Below are 17,123 nucleotides of genomic sequence, written 5' to 3' on the forward strand. Positions count from 1 at the left end.
CCTCGTGAACTTTGAGCAGGACTTCCGACATGACTTCGAGCCTCGCCGTCGCCGCGATCCAGATGGTCTCCAGCCCCGATGTGGCCGGCAACCTCGCCCGGGCCGGCGAGCTGATCGCCCAGGCCGCCGAGGCCGGCGCCGAGCTGGTCGCGCTGCCCGAGTACTTCTGCCTGATGGGCCACCGGGATCGCGACAAGCTCGTGGTGGCCGAACATCCCGGCGACGGGCCGATCCAGGCGGCGCTGGCCGGCTGGGCCGCGCGGCACCGCATCTGGCTGGTCGGCGGCACGCTGCCGCTGCGCATCGACGGCGATGCGGACCACGCCAGCAACACCTGTCTCGCCTATGCGCCCGACGGCTCGCTGGCGGCCCGCTACGACAAGATCCACCTGTTCCGCTACGACGACGGCGAGCGCCGCTACGACGAGGCCGCGACGCTCTGCGCCGGCACGCAGCCGGTCGCCTTCGACGTCACCACACGCGACGGCGGGCGTTGCCGCGTCGGCCTGTCGACCTGCTACGACCTGCGCTTCCCCGAGCTCTACCGCGCGCTGATGTCGCCAGAACCCTGCGACCTGTTCGTGATGGGCGCGGCCTTCACCTGGCCGACCGGGCAGGCGCACTGGGAGGTGCTGCTGCGCGCCCGCGCGATCGAGAACCAGTGCCATGTGCTGGCCAGCGCACAAGGCGGCACGCATGCCAACGGCCGGCGCACGTGGGGGCACAGCCTGTCGATCGACCCGTGGGGCGTCGTGCAGGCGGTGCAGGCCGAAGGCGAAGGCGTGGTGATGGGGCGCGTCGATGCGGCGCGTCAGGCGGACGTCCGCCGCCAGCTGCCGGCGCTGACCCATCGGGTGATGTGACGGCCCGGTCCGTGATCAGCGCGAGCCGAACATCATCCGCCGCGCGACCTGCGACTTGACCGGCCCGAGCCGCTCCAGCACCGCCAGCCCGACACCACGCAAGGTACTGAGCCCAGGCGCATCCCAGGTGAAGCTGCGGGCCAGGAAATCGGTGGTGGCGATCAGCGTCCAGCGGTCGGGCGCGCGGCGCAACGCGGCACGCGACAGCGCGGCGCCCACGTCGGCGACCGGGTCGCGCACGGCGGCCAGCGATTCGAGCAGCACATGCGCATCGCGCAGACCCAGGTTCAGGCCCTGGCCGGCAACCGGATGCAGCGTCTGCGCCGCGTTGCCGATGCGCACGGTGCGGCCCTGCACGAGGCTGCGTTCGGCGTTCAGGCCGAGCGGAAAACACTTCAGCGGCCCGATGCCCACCAGCTTGCCGACGCGGCGCGGCAGCTGGTCGGCCAGCACCATCAGGCGCTGGCGGTCGTCCAGGTCCTTGACCGGGTCGTCATCGGTCGGCACGCACCAGACCAGCGCGGCGCGGGCGCGGCCGTCTCGCGGCGGCAAGGGCAACATCGCCAGCGGGCCCTGCGGCGTGAAGCGTTCGTAGGCGGTGCCGGGCTCGCCGCCCTCCACCTCCACCGTGCCGACCCAGGCCGACTGGTGGTAGTCGCGGTGCACGGCCTTGCGCGACTGGTCGGCGAATACGCCGCCTTCGGCGATCACCGCGACGTCGTGCGCGTCGGTCACGCCGGCATCGATCTCGACCTCGTCGCCGCGCGTCACGATCCCGGCGACCTTGGTGCCCCAGCGGGCCGACAGGCGATCGGGTTCCTCGGCACAGGCGGCCAGCCAGGCCTCGCGCATCGGCGCGACCAGGTGGCCGTAGGCGATCACCGCGCCGAGCTGCGGCAGGCCTTCGCTCTCGGCCCGGATCAGCACCTCGGGTTCGCCGAAGCGGCGCCGGCCGGGCAGCGGCAACAGGTCCAGCAAGGCCGGCTGCTGCTGCGAGACATGGACCGCCCGGATCGGCTCGGCCTGCGCCGCGATCACGCCATCCCACAAGCCGAGCCGGCGCAGGTCCAGCACGGAGCCTTGCGCAAGCGCCAGCGTGCGGGCGTCCCGCGAGACATCGTGTTCGGGCGGCAGGGCGTCGTGAACCGTGATGCGGGCCAGCGGCAACGCCCGGCGCGCCTGCAGCGCCAGCGCGAGCCCGACCGGGCCGGCGCCGACGATGGCCAGCCGCAGCGGGCGTCCGGTCGAGGGGGCAGAGGAGGTGTCGGTCATGGCGAGCCTTCTTGCTGGGTGGACAGGGCCGGTCGGAGCGGCGGATTTTCAGGGGCGCGGATGGCGTCGAGGCCGGACGCGATCAAGTGCCGCTGCCGTCTGCAGGGCTTCAGATCGCCAGCGGGTCGACATCGACGGCCCAGCGCAACACCCGCGTCGCGGCCTGGCGCGACGCGTCCTGGCAAGCCGGCAGCCAGGCGGCGAGGAAACGCTGCAGCGCCGGCCGCGATGGCGACTCGACCAGCATCTGCGCCCGTTCGACATTGGCCACGCGTTGCACCGACGGCGGCACCGGCGGGTAGACCAGGATGTCGGCCCAGGCCGGCTGCTGCGCCTGCAGGTCGGCGGCATGGCGGGCGGCCTGGGCCAGGAAACCGGTGGCGGTCTCCTGCGTGCGGGCCTCGCAGCGCAGCAGTGCCAGATGCGCGAACGGCGGCAGGCCGGCCTGCTGGCGTTCGTGCAACTGCCCGGTGGCGAAGGCGACGTAGTCATGCGCCATCAGCGCCGCATACAGCGGATGCTGCGGATGCCAGGTCTGGATCCACAGCTCGCTGCGTGCGGCCTGCGCGGCATCGCGTCCGGCCCGGCCGCCGGCCTGCATCAGCAGGGCAAACAGCCGTTCCGGCGCGCGGAAGTCGCTGCTGAACAGCGCCGCGTCGGCCTGCAGCGCGGCGACCAGCGTGATGCGGCGGAAGTCGTGGCCCTTGGCGACCATCTGCGTGCCGACCAGCACATCGATGTCGCCGTCATGCACCTGCGCGAGCTGCGCCTCCAGGCTGCCCTTGCCGCGCGTGGTGTCGGCATCGATGCGGCCGATGCGGGCGCCGGGCAAGGCGGTGGCGAGCTGCTCTTCCAGCCGCTCGGTGCCACGTCCGACCGGCTGGATGTCCGGGTCGCCACAGGCCGGGCAGGCACGCGGCACCCGCTCGGAAAAGCCGCAGTGGTGGCAGCGCAAGGTGCGGTCGAGCTTGTGGAAGACGCGCCAGGCGCTGCAGTGCGGGCAGTCGCTCTTCCAGCCGCAACCGGGGCAGTGCAGCACCGGCGCATAGCCGCGGCGGTTCAGCAGCACGAGGCTCTGTTCGCCGCGTTCCAGCCGTTCCCGCAAGGCGGCCAGCAGCGGCGGCGCGAAGGGCTGTTCGCGCAGCATCTGGCGGCCGAACTGTTCCTGCAGCCGCGTCAGGTCGACCAGCCGGACCTGCGGCAGCGCGCCGGCACCGATCCGCGACGGCATGCCCAGGCGCCGGTAGCGCCCCGGCCCCTCGGGCGCCGGCAGCGCGTTGTGCCAGGTCTCCAGCGACGGCGTGGCCGAGCCCAGGATCACCGCGATGCCTTCGTTGCGGGCGCGCCAGACGGCCAGGTCCCGGGCCGAATAACGCGCGCCTTCCTGCTGCTTGTAGGACGGGTCATGTTCCTCGTCGACCACGATCAGCCCGAGCCGCGGCAAGGACGCGAACACCGCCATGCGCGTGCCCAGCACCACGTCAGCCCAGCCCAGGTGCGCGGCCAGCCAGTTCTGCAAGCGCTCGGCCGGGCCCAGGCCGCTGTGCATCGCGACGACGACACGGCCGGGGAAACGCGCCCGGACGCGCGCCTCCAGCTGCGGTGTCAGGTTGATCTCGGGCACCAGCAGCAGGGCCTGCCGGCCGGCGTCCAGCACGGCGGCGACGCGGCGCAGGTAGACCTCGGTCTTGCCGCTGCCGGTCGCGCCGTGCAGCAGCACCGGCTCGGCGCCGCTGGCGGCCAGGGCGTCGAGCGCGGTTCGTTGTTCGTCGCTCAGTTCGGGAAGGACGGGAGGTTCAGGCGCCTCCGGCTGGGCCGGCTCGGCGACGCTGGCAGCCTCGACCTGCACCGCCACACCACGCCGCTTCTTGGGCGCCGCTGGCGGGGTGCGGCCCAGGCGCTTCTCCAGCCGGCGCAGCCGACGTTGCAGCGCCGGGCCGTCGAGCTCGCGCAGATCGGCCGGCAGGACCGACAAGGCCAGTTCTCCGGGTGCGCGCTGGTAGTAGGCCGCCGCGAACGTCACCAGCTCGCGCCAGCCCTCGCCCAGCGGCGGCAGGGCCTGCAGCACCTCGGCGACGTCGCGCAGCGGTGCGGCGGTGTCGTCCGCCAAGGTCTCGTCGCCCCATGCGATGCCGCAGACCAGGCGCCGGCCAAGCGGGACGCGCAGCAACTGGCCGGGTGCGGCGGGCGCTTCGATCCGGTAGCTCAGCGTGCCGTCCAGGCCCGCATGTTTCGGTAGCTCAACCAGAACCGCCACACCATGCCCGGTTTGCGGGGGAGTGGGGTCGTCATGCGGCATTCATTTAGCCCCTGGAGTTCGCGCGCGTTCGAGATTGAGGCCGCAAGTCCCTGATCGAAAAGGCTTTTCCCGATCTGTCCACCAGTCCTGTGGATAACTTTGTGGGTAAGCTGCGAAAACGGCGCGCAAGCCCTTGCAGATCAAGCCTCAGCCTTGGATTGCGCAATTGGAAGGCAGCCCCAAAGCTTTTCCAGATCAAGGACTTAGCACCTGCCTTGTGCATCCCGATGTGCCATTGCAGCAAGCTTGACATCAACCGGGTTCTTCATCCGTTCTGGGGACAACTGCCGTCGACACCCCCCAGGAACCGCCCCTTGACACCCCCCTGGAAGGCCTGCAACGCAGGCTCCAGAGGAGCGCGGCAGATGTCACGCCGATGGCGATTGGCGCATCTGGCGCGAATGGGCGTGCACCGCCTCGACCAGCGCCGTGACGGCCTCCGGCGGCGTGTGCTGGCTGATGCCGTGGCCCAGGTTGAAGACATGGCCCGGGTGGTTGCCGTAGCTGTCGAGCACCGCACGGGCCTCGGCGGCGATCTGCTCGGGGCCTGCGAACAGCACGTTCGGGTCCAGGTTGCCCTGCAGCGCAACCTTGTGGCCGACCCGCTCGCGCGCACGGCCCAGGTTCACGGTCCAGTCCAGCCCGATCGCGTCGGTGTCCAGTCCGGCGATCTCGTCGATCCACAGGCCGCCGCCCTTGGTGAAGACGATGCGCGGGATGTGCTGGCCGTCATGGGTGCGATGGAGCTGGTCCAGCACGCGCCGGGTGTAGGCCAGGCTGAAGGCCTGGAAGGCGCCGTCGGCGAGCACGCCGCCCCAGCTGTCGAACACCATCACGGCCTGCGCGCCGGCCTCGATCTGGGCGTTCAGGTAGGCCGCGACCGCATCGGCGTTGACAGCCAGGATGCGGTGCATCAGGTCCGGGCGCCGGTACATCAGCGACTTGACCAGCCGGTAGTCGTCGCTGCCGCCGCCTTCGACCATGTAGCAGGCCAGCGTCCACGGGCTGCCCGAGAAGCCGATCAGCGGCACGCGGCCGTTCAGGGCCTTGCGGATCGACGTGACCGCGTCGAACACGTAGCGCAGCTTGGCCATGTCGGGCACGGCGAGTTCGGCGACGGCGGCCTCGTCACGCACGACCTTCGCGAACTTCGGGCCCTCGCCCTGCGCGAAGCTCAGGCCCAGGCCCATCGCGTCGGGCACGGTCAGGATGTCGGAGAACAGGATCGCCGCGTCCAGCGCATAGCGGTCGAGCGGCTGCAGCGTGACCTCGGTGGCGTACTGCACGTTGGTCGCCAGCCCCATGAAGCTGCCGGCCTTCGCGCGCGTCGCGCAGTACTCCGGCAGGTAGCGTCCGGCCTGGCGCATCAGCCAGACGGGCGTGTGGTCGGTCGGCTGGCGGCGCAGGGCGCGCAGGAAGGTGTCGTTGAGCAGTGGGGCGTTCATCGTGCGATTGTAGGAAGCGCCCCGCTGTCGAGGCTGCCGCAGAAACGACAACGCCCGCTGGTGGGCGGGCGTTGCAGGGGTGTGACGCGCGGACGTGCCGGCGTCGTGCCGGTCACTTCTTGCGGAAGCGGCGCACGGCGGCGATCTGCGCGGCCATGGCCGCGAATTCGCTCTGTGCGCGGGCCAGGTCGAGATCGCTCTTGGCGTTCTTGATGGCCTCTTCGGCGACACGCTTGGCCTCTTCGGCCTTGGCCTCGTCCAGGTCGTGACCGCGGATGGCGGTGTCGGCCAGCACGGTCACGCGGTCCGGCTGGACCTCGAGGATGCCGCCGGCGACGAAGACGAACTCTTCCTCGCCGTTGTCGGCGCGCTCGATGCGCACCGCACCCGGCTTGATCCGCGTGATCAGCGGCGTGTGCTTGGGCAGGATGCCCAGCTCGCCGTTCTCGCCCGGCAGCGCGACGAACTTGGCCTCGCCCGAGAAGATCTGAGCTTCAGCGGAGACGACGTCGACGTGAATCGTTGCCATGGTTCTCTTTCTTTCGCGATGGAAGAAGGTTCAGGAAGCAAGCGGAAGACGCCCGGTCACCCGGGCATCGTCCCAGCCGCTTACTGGATCTTCTTCGCCTTTTCGAAGGCTTCGTCGATCGTGCCGACCATGTAGAAGGCCTGCTCCGGCAGGTGATCGCACTCGCCGGCCACGATCATCTTGAAGCCGCGGATCGTCTCGCTCAGCGGCACGTACTTGCCCGGCGAACCCGTGAACACTTCGGCCACGTGGAACGGCTGCGACAGGAAGCGCTGGATCTTGCGAGCGCGCGACACGGCCAGCTTGTCTTCCGGCGCCAGTTCGTCCATGCCCAGGATGGCGATGATGTCGCGCAGTTCCTTGTAGCGCTGCAGGATGGCCTGCACCGCACGGGTGGTCGAGTAGTGCTCTTCGCCGACCACGTTCGGGTCGACCTGGCGCGAGGTCGAGTCCAGCGGGTCCACGGCCGGGTAGATGCCCAGCGCGGCGATGTCACGCGACAGCACGACGGTGGCGTCCAGGTGGGCGAAGGTCGTGGCAGGCGACGGGTCGGTCAGGTCGTCCGCAGGGACGTACACGGCCTGGATCGAGGTGATCGAGCCGACCTTGGTCGACGTGATCCGCTCTTGCAGACGGCCCATTTCCTCGGCCAACGTCGGCTGGTAGCCCACGGCGGAAGGCATGCGGCCCAGCAGTGCCGACACTTCGGTACCGGCCAGCGTGTAGCGGTAGATGTTGTCGACGAAGAACAGCACGTCACGGCCTTCGTCGCGGAACGACTCGGCGATGGTCAGGCCGGTCAGCGCGACGCGCAGACGGTTGCCCGGAGGCTCGTTCATCTGGCCGTAGACCATCGACACCTTGGACTCGCCCAGGTTCTCGAGGTTCACGACGCCGGAGTCGGCCATCTCGTGATAGAAGTCGTTGCCTTCGCGGGTGCGCTCACCGACGCCGGCGAACACGGACAGACCCGAGTGCGCCTTGGCGATGTTGTTGATGAGCTCCATCATGTTGACGGTCTTGCCCACGCCGGCACCGCCGAACAGGCCGACCTTGCCGCCCTTGGCGAACGGGCAGATCAGGTCGATCACCTTGATGCCGGTTTCCAGCAGTTCCTGCGACGGGCTCAGCTCGTCGTAGGCCGGGGCCTTGCGGTGGATCGAGGCCGACAGCTCCATGCTGACGGGGCCGCGTTCGTCGATCGGGTTGCCCAGCACGTCCATGATGCGGCCGAGCGTCGCGGGGCCGACCGGCACCGTGATCGGGGCGCCCGTGTTGGTCACCTCGAGACCGCGGCGCAGACCGTCCGACGAGCCCAGCGCGATGGTGCGGACCACGCCGTCACCCAGCTGCTGCTGGACTTCGAGGGTCAGCGCCGTGCCTTCGAGCTTGAGCGCGTCGTAGATCTTCGGCATGTTGCTGCGCGGGAACTCCACGTCCACCACGGCACCGATGCACTGAACGATCTTGCCGACCGCCTGAGTCGTGTTTGCCATTTTTCGTTCCTTCAATCTTGATTCGTTGCGTCGTCCGGCCTGTGGCCCGGATCAGCCCACGGCGGCAGCGCCACCGACGATTTCCGACAGTTCCTTCGTGATGCCGGCCTGGCGGGTCTTGTTGTAGACCAGCTTGAGTTCGGCGATCAGGTTGCCGGCGTTGTCGGTCGCCGCCTTCATCGCGACCATGCGCGCGGACTGCTCGGACGCCATGTTCTCGGCCACACCCTGGTAGACCAGGGCTTCGGCGTATCGCACCATCAGGTTGTCGATGACCGACGGCGCATCCGGCTCATAGATGTAGTCCCAGCCGTGCGACTTCTGCTCTTCGGACGACTGCGCGAGGCGCTCGTCCGTCAGCGGCAGCAGCTGCTCGACCTGCGGCTCCTGCTTCATCGTGTTGATGAAACGCGTGTAGCAGAAGTAGACCGCGTCGAGCTTGCCTTCGGCGTACTGGTCCAGCAGCACCTTGACCGGCCCGATGAGCTTGTCGAGGTGCGGCGTGTCGCCCAGTTGCGTGGCCTGCGAGACCACCTTCGCGCCGATGCGATTGAGGAAGCCCAGGCCCTTGTTGCCGATGGCAACGGCCTGGATCTTCACGCCCGCCGCGTCGAGCTCGCGCATCTTGGTCGTGACCGCGCGCAGCACGTTGGTGTTCATGCCGCCGCACAGACCCTTGTCGGTCGTGACGACGATCATGCCCACGGCCCCGGTGCCGTTGTTCTTCACCACGAACGGGTGACGGTACTCGGGCGTCGCACGCGACAGGTTGGCCGTGATGTTGCGGATCTTGTCCGCATACGGGCGGGCTGCCCGCATGCGTTCCTGCGCCTTGCGCATCTTGGACGCGGCGACCATTTCCATGGCCTTGGTGATCTTCTTGGTGTTCTCCACCGATTTGATCTTGCCGCGGATTTCCTTTCCTGCCGCCATGACGGTGCTCCTAGTGGGTCAACCGTGGGGGGATCAGGCGAAGGACTTCTTGAACGAGGAGATCGCGCCTTGCAGCTCGGCTTCCGCGTCCTTGTCCATGGCCTTGGCGTCCTCGAGCTTCTTCAGCAGCGCGGCGTGGCTGGTCTTCAGGTACTGGTGCAGGCCGCTCTCGAAGGCCAGGACCTTCTTGACGTCGACGTTGTCCAGGAAGCCCTTGTTCGCGGCGTACAGCGAAGCGCCCATCAGGCTGATCGGCAGCGGCTGGTACTGGGCCTGCTTGAGCAGCTCGGTCACGCGGGCACCGCGGTCGAGCTGCTTGCGGGTGGCTTCGTCCAGGTCCGATGCGAACTGCGCGAAGGCAGCCAGTTCACGGTACTGCGCCAGGTCGGTACGGATACCGCCGGACAGGCCCTTGATCAGCTTGGTCTGGGCGGCACCACCGACGCGGGACACCGAGATACCGGCGTTGATGGCGGGGCGGACACCGGCGTTGAACAGGCTGGTTTCCAGGAAGATCTGACCGTCGGTGATCGAGATCACGTTGGTCGGAACGAAGGCGGAAACGTCACCGGCTTGCGTCTCGATGATCGGCAGCGCGGTCAGCGAGCCGGTCTGGCCCTTGACCTCGCCCTTGGTGAACGCTTCGACGTAGTCGGCGTTCACGCGGGCAGCACGTTCGAGCAGACGGCTGTGGAGATAGAACACGTCGCCGGGGAATGCTTCGCGGCCCGGGGGACGGCGCAGCAGCAGCGAGACCTGACGGTAGGCGACGGCCTGCTTGGACAGGTCGTCATAGACGATCAGCGCGTCCTGGCCGCGGTCGCGGAAGTACTCGCCCATCGTGCAGCCGGTGTAGGCCGAGATGTACTGCATGGCGGCCGATTCGGAGGCCGACGCGGCGACGACGATGGTGTAGTCCATCGCGCCGTTCTGTTCCAGGGCGCGCACCACGTTCTTGATCGACGAAGCCTTCTGGCCGATCGCGACGTAGATGCAGGTCATGTTCTGACCCTTCTGGTTGATGATCGCGTCGATCGCCACGGCGGTCTTGCCGGTCTGGCGGTCGCCGATGATCAGCTCGCGCTGGCCACGGCCGACGGGCACCATCGCGTCGATCGACTTCAGGCCGGTCTGCACAGGCTGGTCGACCGACTTGCGGGCGATCACGCCCGGGGCGACCTTCTCGATCACGTCCGTCATCTTGGCGTTGATCGGGCCCTTGCCGTCGATCGGCTGACCCAGCGCGTTGACGACACGGCCGACCAGTTCGGGGCCGACGGGGACTTCCAGGATGCGGCCGGTGCACTTGACCGTGTCGCCCTCGGAGATGCCCTCGTATTCGCCCAGGATCACGGCGCCGACGGAGTCGCGCTCGAGGTTGAGCGCGAGACCGAAGACATTGCCCGGGAACTCGAGCATTTCACCGGCCATGACGTCGCTCAGACCGTGGACACGCACGATGCCATCCGTCACGGACACGACGGTGCCCTGATTGCGGATGTCAGCGTTCGCGCCAAGGCCCTCGATGCGGCTCTTGATCAGTTCGGAAATTTCTGCGGGATTCAGTTGCATAGCTTGCTCCCAGTCTGGTCAATCGGCCTCATCGCTGAGTGGCGTCGCTTGACTCGGGGATGTGGGGATGTGCTCGGTGCCTCAGGCACCCAGCGCCACCTTCATGCGTTCGAGACGGGCCTTCACCGAGGTGTCGAGCACCTCGTCGCCAACCACCACGCGGACACCACCGATCAACTCGGGGGCCTCGACGACGGTGGCTGCGAGCTTGCGTCCGAAACGCTGCTCGAGTGCCGACACGACTTCAGCCAGTTGCTGGGCATCGATCGGGAAGGCACTGTGAATGACCGCGTCAGAAACGCCCGTGGCCGCGTTGACCAGCGCATGGAACTGTTCAACCGCTTGCGGCAGGACAGTCAGGCGCCCGTTGTCGATCACGGTGCGCAGGAAGTTCTGCACGCCAGGAAGCAGCTCGGACTGCACCGCGCCGGTCACCACCTCGTAGACCTGTTCAGAGGTCACCTTGGGGTTGCCGGCGAGCTGGCGCACGCCTTCGTGAGCTGCCACCTCGGCCAGGGCCTGCAATTGCCGGCCCCAGTCCGAGACGTTGCCTTGGCGCGCGACCTGGTACAGCGCTTCCGCATAGGGACGCGCGATGGTTGCGAGCTCGGCCATGCTCAGAGCTCCGTCTTCAGACGCGCAAGCAGTTCTGCATGCACGGCGGCGTTGACTTCGCGCTTGAGGATCTGCTCGGCGCCCTTGACGGCAAGGCCGGCGACCTGTTCACGCAGAGCTTCACGAGCCTGGATGGACTGTTGCTCGGCTTCGGCCTTGGCGGCGGCGACGATCTTCGCGCCCTCCTCCTCGGCACGGCGCTTCGCCTCGTCGACGATGGCCTGGGCGCGCTTCTCGGCGTCAGCCAGGAGCTTGGCCGTCTCGTTGCGCGACTGGACCAGCTGCTCTTCGACGCGCTTGTTGGCCGTCGCCAGCTCGGACTTGGCCTTGTCGGCAGCCGCGAGGCCGTCGGCAATCTTCTGCGCGCGTTCGTCCAGCGCCTTGGTCAGCGGCGGCCAGATGAAGCGCATCGAGAACCAGACAAGGATCGCAAAGACGATCGCCTGCAGGATCAGGGTTGCGTTGATGTTCACGGCTCGATCCTTTCGCTCGTGAAAGGGTCGTGAGGAATCAGGCCGCGATGACGAACGGGTTCGCGAAGGCGAACAGCAGGGCGATGGCCACGCCGATCAGGAAGGCCGCGTCGATCAGGCCGGCCAGGATGAACATCTTGGTCTGCAGTTCGTTGATCAGCTCAGGCTGGCGAGCCGACGACTCGAGGAACTTGCCACCCATCAGGGCGATGCCGATCGAAGCGCCGATGGCGCCCAGACCCACGATCAGACCGCAAGCCAGAGCGACGAAGCCGAGGACGTTTTCCATGAAGTTCTCCTGTTGGATTGGAAGGTAAGGGTGAGGAAAAGGGAGAGAGCGATGAGGGCCGGACGACGCCTCGGACTCAGTGCGCGTCGTGCGCCTGACCCACGTAGATCAGCGTCAGCATCATGAAGATGAAGGCTTGAAGCGTGATCACGAGGATGTGGAACAGCGTCCAGACCGTGCCGGCGATCAGATGACCGATCGCCAGGCCGATGCCCGTGGCGCTGAGGGTGAAGGCACCGCCCATCAGGGCGATCAGCATGAACACGAGTTCGCCGGCGAACATGTTGCCGAACAGCCGCATGCCGTGCGAGACGGTCTTGGCCAAGAACTCGATCATCTGCATCAGGAAGTTGATCGGGTAGAGCACGACCTTGTCGCCGAACGGTGCCGCGACCAGTTCATGCGCCCAGCCGCCCAGGCCCTTGATCTTGATGTTGTAGAAGATGCAGACGAGCAGCACGCTGGTCGACAGGCCGAGCGTCGTCGACAGGTCGGCGGTCGGCACGACGCGCATGTAGTCCTTGAAGCCCAGGGCAGGACCGGCGGAGTGCCAGATCTGGGGGATCAGGTCGACCGGCAGCATGTCCATGAAGTTCATCAGGAAGATCCAGACGAACACGGTCAGCGCCAGCGGCGAGACGAGCTTGCGGCTCTTGGCGTTGTGGATCACGCCCTTGGCCTGGTTCTCGACCATTTCCGCCAGGATCTCGACCGCAGCCTGGAAGCGCCCCGGGACACCGGAGGTCGCGTTGCGCGCCGCGCGCCACAGCAGGAAGCAGCCGATGACACCCAGCAGGACCGAGTACACCAGGGAGTCGAAATTGAAGACGCTGAAGTCGACGATCGACGTCTGCTTCACGCTCTGGAAGTCAAAGTTCTTCTGCAGGTGCTGCAGGTGATGAACGATGTACTCGCCCGCCTTCGGGGCATGGTGTTCCGCAACTTGTCCTTCAGCAGCCATCGTGGGTACTCGAACGCTGGTCCGGAGACCGTTTGATCTTCCAGCCCTGCAGCAGCAAGGCCAGCCAATTCACCTTGAGGCACACGACCACGGCCGCCAGCAATGCTGGCCAGCTCAGATCGGGCACAACCTTCACCGCCGCCGCCAGCATGGCGACGGTCAATGCGACTTTCGCGAACTCCCAGACCATGAAGCCGAACGCCGCAGCGCTCGCCCTCTCCACCGGGAGGCGGCCCATCCCGCGCGCCATCAAGGCGTTGGGCAGAACCACGGCGGCCGAACCATACAGCGCGGACCACACAGCTTCCTGACGACCCACCAGCAGCCATCCCAGGATGACCACCAGCGCCCCTGCCGCAGCCTGCACCGCCACCACCCGCCAGGGAGACAACAGCGGGAGCCGGGACCGCAGTGCCTGGACCTCTTCCCGGGTCCAGACCCTGACGGGCTGCTCAGCATCGTGTTCAGCATCAAGGGGATCGACCTGACTGTCGCGCCACGCCTTTTCAGGCTCGCCGTCGGGTTCTCGTGAAACCGTGGCCATGGCGTTGTTCCGGTCGGGTCCAGCAAAGCCGGCGAATTGTACGTGGAAACCCCCACACTTCCAGCCACTTCCGAAGCGGCGAAACACCACTCCGGGGCGGACGCACCTGGAGCGTGCGCAGAAAACAACAGCACAAGGAAGTCACGCGGAATGCCCTTTCGATGCCATCGGACATCGCTTGCATCCGCGTCGTACGTCGCGTCCGACCGGTGGATCAGGCGCGGGCGAAGTGCACCGGAAGGCCCGGCACGTCGACCCGCATCTGCAGCACGCAGCCGGCCCAAGGCTGTTCGGCGAGTTCGGCTTCCGGCCGGTTCTCGCGGGCGGTGGTGATGAAGAGCGTGCGCAGGTCGGCACCACCAAAACACGGCATCGTCGGACAACGCACCGGCAGGCGGACCTCGCGGACGATGCGCCCTTCCGGCGAGATGCGCAGCAGGCGCTGGCCCTCGAACATCGCGGCCCAGTAGCAACCTTCGCTGTCGACCGCCGCGCCGTCCGGGCGACCGCCGTAGGTCGACAGGTCCTGGCCCGCCTGCTTGACCGGGAAGTCCATGAAGACACGCTCGCCGCTCAGGCTGCCGTCGGCGGGATCGAAATCGAAGGCGCGGATCCGGTGCGACTTGGTGTCGGACCAGTACATCGTCCGCCCGTCCGGGCTCCAGCCCAGGCCGTTGCTGGTGGTGATGCCGCCGGCGACCCGATCGAGCGAGCCCGGCTGGAAGCGGTACAGCGCGGCCTCGGGCTGGCGGGGTTCATGGATGGTGCCGACCCAGAAGCGCCCTTGCGGATCGCACTTGCCGTCGTTGAAGCGCTCGGTGGCGACGTCATAGGGCGGCTCGACCAGCCGGGCGCGCCCGGCGGTGCGCGGGTCGAAGCGCCAGATGCCGTCGCGCATGCCCAGCAGCAGGCCGCCGCCAAGCACCGGTGCGCAGCAGGCCGGTTCGACCGGGAAGTCCCAGCGCTGCGTCGCGCCGGTGACCGGATCCAGCCGATGAAGCCGCTTGCCGGGGATGTCACACCAGTACAGCACCTGCTCGATCGGGTGCCACATCGGCGATTCGCCGAGCAGGGCCGGTTCGGTCACCGGTCGGATGTCTTCGTCGAGGTGCATGGGCGCGGTCTCCGGTTTCGGGGCGGCGCGATGCTAAGGCCGTACCGCGCGGTAACCGCAGCGGCTCGTCAGGCGTCAGTAGCGCGTGACGCCACCGATCAGGTCCGCGCGCAGGTAGTGCGCCCCGGGCAAGGGGTTGTAGTAATACGGTGGAACCTCGACGAAACCGAGCGAGGCGTAGAGCTCGCGCGCGGCCTCCATGTCGTCGAGCGTGTCGAGGTACATCGACGAATAGCCGGCCTCGCGGGCGCGGTCCAGCAGGTGTTCGGCGATCAGCCTGCCGAAGCCGAAGCGCCGGAAGGCACGGCGCACGAACAGCCGCTTCATCTCGCAGGCATTGGGCTCGTCGGCATCGGGCAAAGGGCGGAAGGCGCCGCAGCCGGCCACCTCGCCGTCGACCATCGCCAGCAGCAGCAGGCCGCGCGGTTCGGCGTAGTCGCCGGGCAGACCGGCCAGCTCGTCGTCGAAGCCCTGGAAACACAGGTCGATGCCGAGGCTCTCGGCGTACTCGCGGAAGGTCGCGCGGATCGCGTCGATCGACTCCGGGGATTCGGCCCGGACCAGCATCAGCTCCGGAGTCGCCGCGTCCATTCAGGCCCCGAAGGAGTTCACCCAGACCGCCAGCGCGGCGCAGCCCGCGCCGATCAGCAGCGCCAGCACGCGGCGCAGCGGCGTGTCGCCGGTGTCGGGCGCATCGACCTCGACCAGCTTGTCGCCGTGCAGCATCGGCCCGATCAGGTCGATGCGCTTGCGCAGCCGGTAGAACAGGATCGCCGCGACGTGCAGCCCGACCAGGCCGAAGATCAGCCACTGGCCGCCGGTCTTGTGCCAGGCGGTCGCGGCGCTCGACACCGCGCCGGTCACCAGGCTGATCAGCGGGCCGGTGTTGGCGATCTCGTCGTCGGCCACGAGGCCGGTGGCCACCTGCACCGACAGGATGCCCAGCAGGCCGAAGACCGACAGGCTGCCCAGGGGGTTGTGGCCGATCTCGAAGTGCTCGCCCGGACGCGGCTGGCCACGCAGGTAGCGCAGCATCGCGCCGGGGCCGTAGAGGAAGGACGTGAAGCGCGACCAGCGTCCGCCGACGAGGCCCCAGACCAGCCGGAAGGTGATCAGCGCCAGCGTCGCCAGGCCCAGCCGGAAATGCCAGGCGGTCGCGTTGCCGCCGACCTTGGCGGTCACGATGGCACCGCTGACGCAGGCCAGAAGCGACCAGTGGAACAGCCGCGTCGGCAGGTCCCAGACGCGCACGCGGCGCACGGAGGAAGGTGGGGTGTCAGCGCTCATCACGGCCGGCATCGTAGCGATCCCTTCACGGTTTCAGTCATCGTCGCGTCGTGTGGCCGGCCTGCAGAAGCGCCGTTCAGGAACGCTGTTGCGCGCGACTCACGAGGATGAAGTGCGGCTTAAATTCACGGAACCGAAGCGTACACTGAGTCAGCTTCTGGACAGGTCTTGACTTGGCTCAGAACGCCCCCTTCCACAACACCTCATGCATGCACCGGAGTCAACGTCGATGAAACGCCTCACCCTCGCCCTGAGCGCCTCCCTCGGCCTGTTGCTGGCCCTGCCGGCCGCCGCGCAGTTCCAGAAGCCTGAAGACGCAATCAAGTACCGCAAGGCCGCCTTCACGGTCATGGCTTCGCACTTCGGCCGCCTCGGCCCGATGGTGCAGGGCAAGGTGCCCTTCGATGCCAAGGTCGCCGCCGACAACATCGCGATCGCCACGACCCTGTCGACCCTGCCGTTCGCCGGCTTCGTCCCGGACAGCGACAAGGGCGACACCAAGGCCAAGCCGGAAATCTGGTCCGACCAGGCCAAGTTCAACGCCGCCGCCAAGAAGATGCAGGACGCGATGGCCGCGCTGAACGTCGCCGCCAAGTCCGGCAACGCCGACCAGTTCAAGGCCGCCTTCGGCGACACCGGCAAGACCTGCAAGGGCTGCCACGACGATTTCCGCAAGGAGTGATCGCGACGGGCTCCGGCCCGTTTCGCCTCCTGCACAAGGCCCGTCCTCGACGGGCCTTTTTTCATGGCCGCTGCTCAGCCGGCGCTGCGCAGCACCACCTCGCCCAGCGGGGTGTCGAAGGTGGCCGAGAGGGCCGGCGCCTCGGCGCCGTCCTCGCCCTGCACGCCACGCAGGCGCATGACGTCGCGGGCACGGGCGGGCAGGCCACGCACGGCCAGCCGCCGCAGCCGAACGGGGCTGTCGGGCAGGTGGTCGCAGGGGTGACCGGTCATCCACTGGATCAGCACCGGCACGGCGCCGCCCAGCAGCGTCGTGCCGTCGTCGCGCAGCACGATCTGCCAGCGCAGCGGCGTGGCCGAACCGGGTACCGCACGTTCGGTGGCCACGGTGGTGCCGGGTTGCAGCCCGACGGTGATCAGGCCCCAGCGGTGCATGTCGATCTGCGGCGAGCGGCCGACCCACGCGACCAGCTCGGGCGCGTCGGCCAGCCGCGCCTGCAGCGCCGCGTCGTCGAGCCCGAACCAGCGCGGGCGGGACGGCGGCGGCGCGTCCGGGTCGATGGCGATCAGTTCGAGGCAACACCGCGCGTGGCTCGGCGAGCTGACCTGCAGCAGCCGGTTGTGCGTGCCCATGAAGGCATGCCGGCCGCCTGCGACGGGTTCGGCGCCAAGGCGCTCGGCCAGCCAGCGCGCGCCGCTGTCGAGATCGCGGCAGGCCAGGACCAGGTGATCGGGTTCGACGTGCATGGC

Annotated in this window: 18 protein-coding genes; 2 read left to right on the forward strand and 16 right to left on the reverse strand. The window is 68.2% G+C overall.

From position 1 onward, the window contains the following. Positions 1-29 precede the first annotated feature (29 nt). A complete protein-coding gene (locus tag ACWA7K_RS15885; RefSeq protein WP_456162371.1) occupies positions 30-863 on the forward strand; it encodes a carbon-nitrogen hydrolase family protein in 834 nt (277 codons plus the stop codon). Positions 864-878: 15 nt separating this feature from the next. On the opposite strand, the gene ACWA7K_RS15890 is transcribed toward ACWA7K_RS15885, so the two are convergent. The 15 genes from ACWA7K_RS15890 to ACWA7K_RS15960 all read right to left on the reverse strand — a co-directional run bounded on the left by ACWA7K_RS15890 (position 879) and on the right by ACWA7K_RS15960 (position 15,692). Continuing rightward, positions 879-2,135: an FAD-dependent monooxygenase gene (locus ACWA7K_RS15890; RefSeq protein WP_456162372.1), complete on the reverse strand. Its 1,257-nt coding sequence runs from the start codon at positions 2,133-2,135 to the stop codon at positions 879-881. 109 nt (positions 2,136-2,244) lie between these two features. Then, positions 2,245-4,434 carry a primosomal protein N' gene (locus ACWA7K_RS15895; protein ID WP_456162373.1) on the reverse strand — a complete coding sequence of 730 codons (2,190 nt, stop codon included), beginning with the start codon at positions 4,432-4,434 and terminating at the stop codon, positions 2,245-2,247. Positions 4,435-4,802: 368 nt separating this feature from the next. Continuing rightward, positions 4,803-5,879 (reverse strand): uroporphyrinogen decarboxylase, encoded by a 1,077-nt coding sequence (gene hemE, locus ACWA7K_RS15900; protein WP_456162374.1) that lies wholly within the window; start codon positions 5,877-5,879, stop codon positions 4,803-4,805. 112 nt (positions 5,880-5,991) lie between these two features. Next, positions 5,992-6,408: a F0F1 ATP synthase subunit epsilon gene (locus ACWA7K_RS15905; protein ID WP_456162375.1), complete on the reverse strand. Its 417-nt coding sequence runs from the start codon at positions 6,406-6,408 to the stop codon at positions 5,992-5,994. Positions 6,409-6,488: 80 nt separating this feature from the next. Beyond that, positions 6,489-7,904, reverse strand: a complete 1,416-nt coding sequence (gene atpD / locus ACWA7K_RS15910; RefSeq protein WP_456162376.1) for a F0F1 ATP synthase subunit beta — start codon at positions 7,902-7,904, stop codon at positions 6,489-6,491. 51 nt (positions 7,905-7,955) lie between these two features. Continuing rightward, positions 7,956-8,837 (reverse strand): F0F1 ATP synthase subunit gamma, encoded by an 882-nt coding sequence (atpG, locus tag ACWA7K_RS15915; protein WP_456162377.1) that lies wholly within the window; start codon positions 8,835-8,837, stop codon positions 7,956-7,958. A gap of 33 nt (positions 8,838-8,870) precedes the next feature. Further along, on the reverse strand, positions 8,871-10,409 hold the full coding sequence (gene atpA, locus ACWA7K_RS15920; protein ID WP_456162378.1) for a F0F1 ATP synthase subunit alpha: 1,539 nt from the start codon (positions 10,407-10,409) through the stop codon (positions 8,871-8,873). An 81-nt stretch (positions 10,410-10,490) separates the two neighbouring features. Continuing rightward, the gene (locus ACWA7K_RS15925; protein ID WP_456162379.1) at positions 10,491-11,024 is read right to left on the reverse strand and encodes a F0F1 ATP synthase subunit delta; all 534 of its coding nucleotides are present in this window, start codon (positions 11,022-11,024) and stop codon (positions 10,491-10,493) included. 2 nt (positions 11,025-11,026) lie between these two features. Continuing rightward, complete coding sequence (locus tag ACWA7K_RS15930; RefSeq protein WP_456162380.1) at positions 11,027-11,497, reverse strand: F0F1 ATP synthase subunit B; 471 nt, start codon at positions 11,495-11,497, stop codon at positions 11,027-11,029. A 37-nt stretch (positions 11,498-11,534) separates the two neighbouring features. Further along, on the reverse strand, positions 11,535-11,786 hold the full coding sequence (atpE, locus tag ACWA7K_RS15935; protein ID WP_130482658.1) for a F0F1 ATP synthase subunit C: 252 nt from the start codon (positions 11,784-11,786) through the stop codon (positions 11,535-11,537). Positions 11,787-11,862: 76 nt separating this feature from the next. Then, on the reverse strand, positions 11,863-12,747 hold the full coding sequence (gene atpB, locus ACWA7K_RS15940) for a F0F1 ATP synthase subunit A (RefSeq protein ID WP_456162381.1): 885 nt from the start codon (positions 12,745-12,747) through the stop codon (positions 11,863-11,865). Continuing rightward, positions 12,737-13,291 (reverse strand): ATP synthase subunit I, encoded by a 555-nt coding sequence (locus ACWA7K_RS15945; protein ID WP_456210190.1) that lies wholly within the window; start codon positions 13,289-13,291, stop codon positions 12,737-12,739. The genes atpB and ACWA7K_RS15945 overlap by 11 nt, the downstream gene beginning before the upstream one ends. 214 nt (positions 13,292-13,505) lie before the next feature. Continuing rightward, positions 13,506-14,405 carry an SMP-30/gluconolactonase/LRE family protein gene (locus ACWA7K_RS15950; RefSeq protein ID WP_456162383.1) on the reverse strand — a complete coding sequence of 300 codons (900 nt, stop codon included), beginning with the start codon at positions 14,403-14,405 and terminating at the stop codon, positions 13,506-13,508. A gap of 75 nt (positions 14,406-14,480) precedes the next feature. Next, positions 14,481-14,996, reverse strand: a complete 516-nt coding sequence (locus tag ACWA7K_RS15955; RefSeq protein ID WP_456162384.1) for a GNAT family N-acetyltransferase — start codon at positions 14,994-14,996, stop codon at positions 14,481-14,483. Next, positions 14,997-15,692 (reverse strand): cytochrome b/b6 domain-containing protein, encoded by a 696-nt coding sequence (locus tag ACWA7K_RS15960; RefSeq protein WP_456162385.1) that lies wholly within the window; start codon positions 15,690-15,692, stop codon positions 14,997-14,999. It lies immediately after the preceding gene. Positions 15,693-15,921: 229 nt separating this feature from the next. On the opposite strand from ACWA7K_RS15960, the gene ACWA7K_RS15965 reads away from it, so the two are divergent. Further along, on the forward strand, positions 15,922-16,374 hold the full coding sequence (locus tag ACWA7K_RS15965; RefSeq protein WP_456162386.1) for a c-type cytochrome: 453 nt from the start codon (positions 15,922-15,924) through the stop codon (positions 16,372-16,374). A 74-nt stretch (positions 16,375-16,448) separates the two neighbouring features. Here ACWA7K_RS15965 and ACWA7K_RS15970 read toward each other — a convergent pair whose 3' ends face one another. After that, positions 16,449-17,120, reverse strand: coding sequence for a VOC family protein (locus tag ACWA7K_RS15970; protein ID WP_456162387.1), 672 nt, complete (start codon positions 17,118-17,120; stop codon positions 16,449-16,451). Positions 17,121-17,123: the final 3 nt, after the last annotated feature.

The sequence above is a fragment of the Leptothrix mechoopdaensis (SeqCode) genome (genome assembly GCF_053893855.1).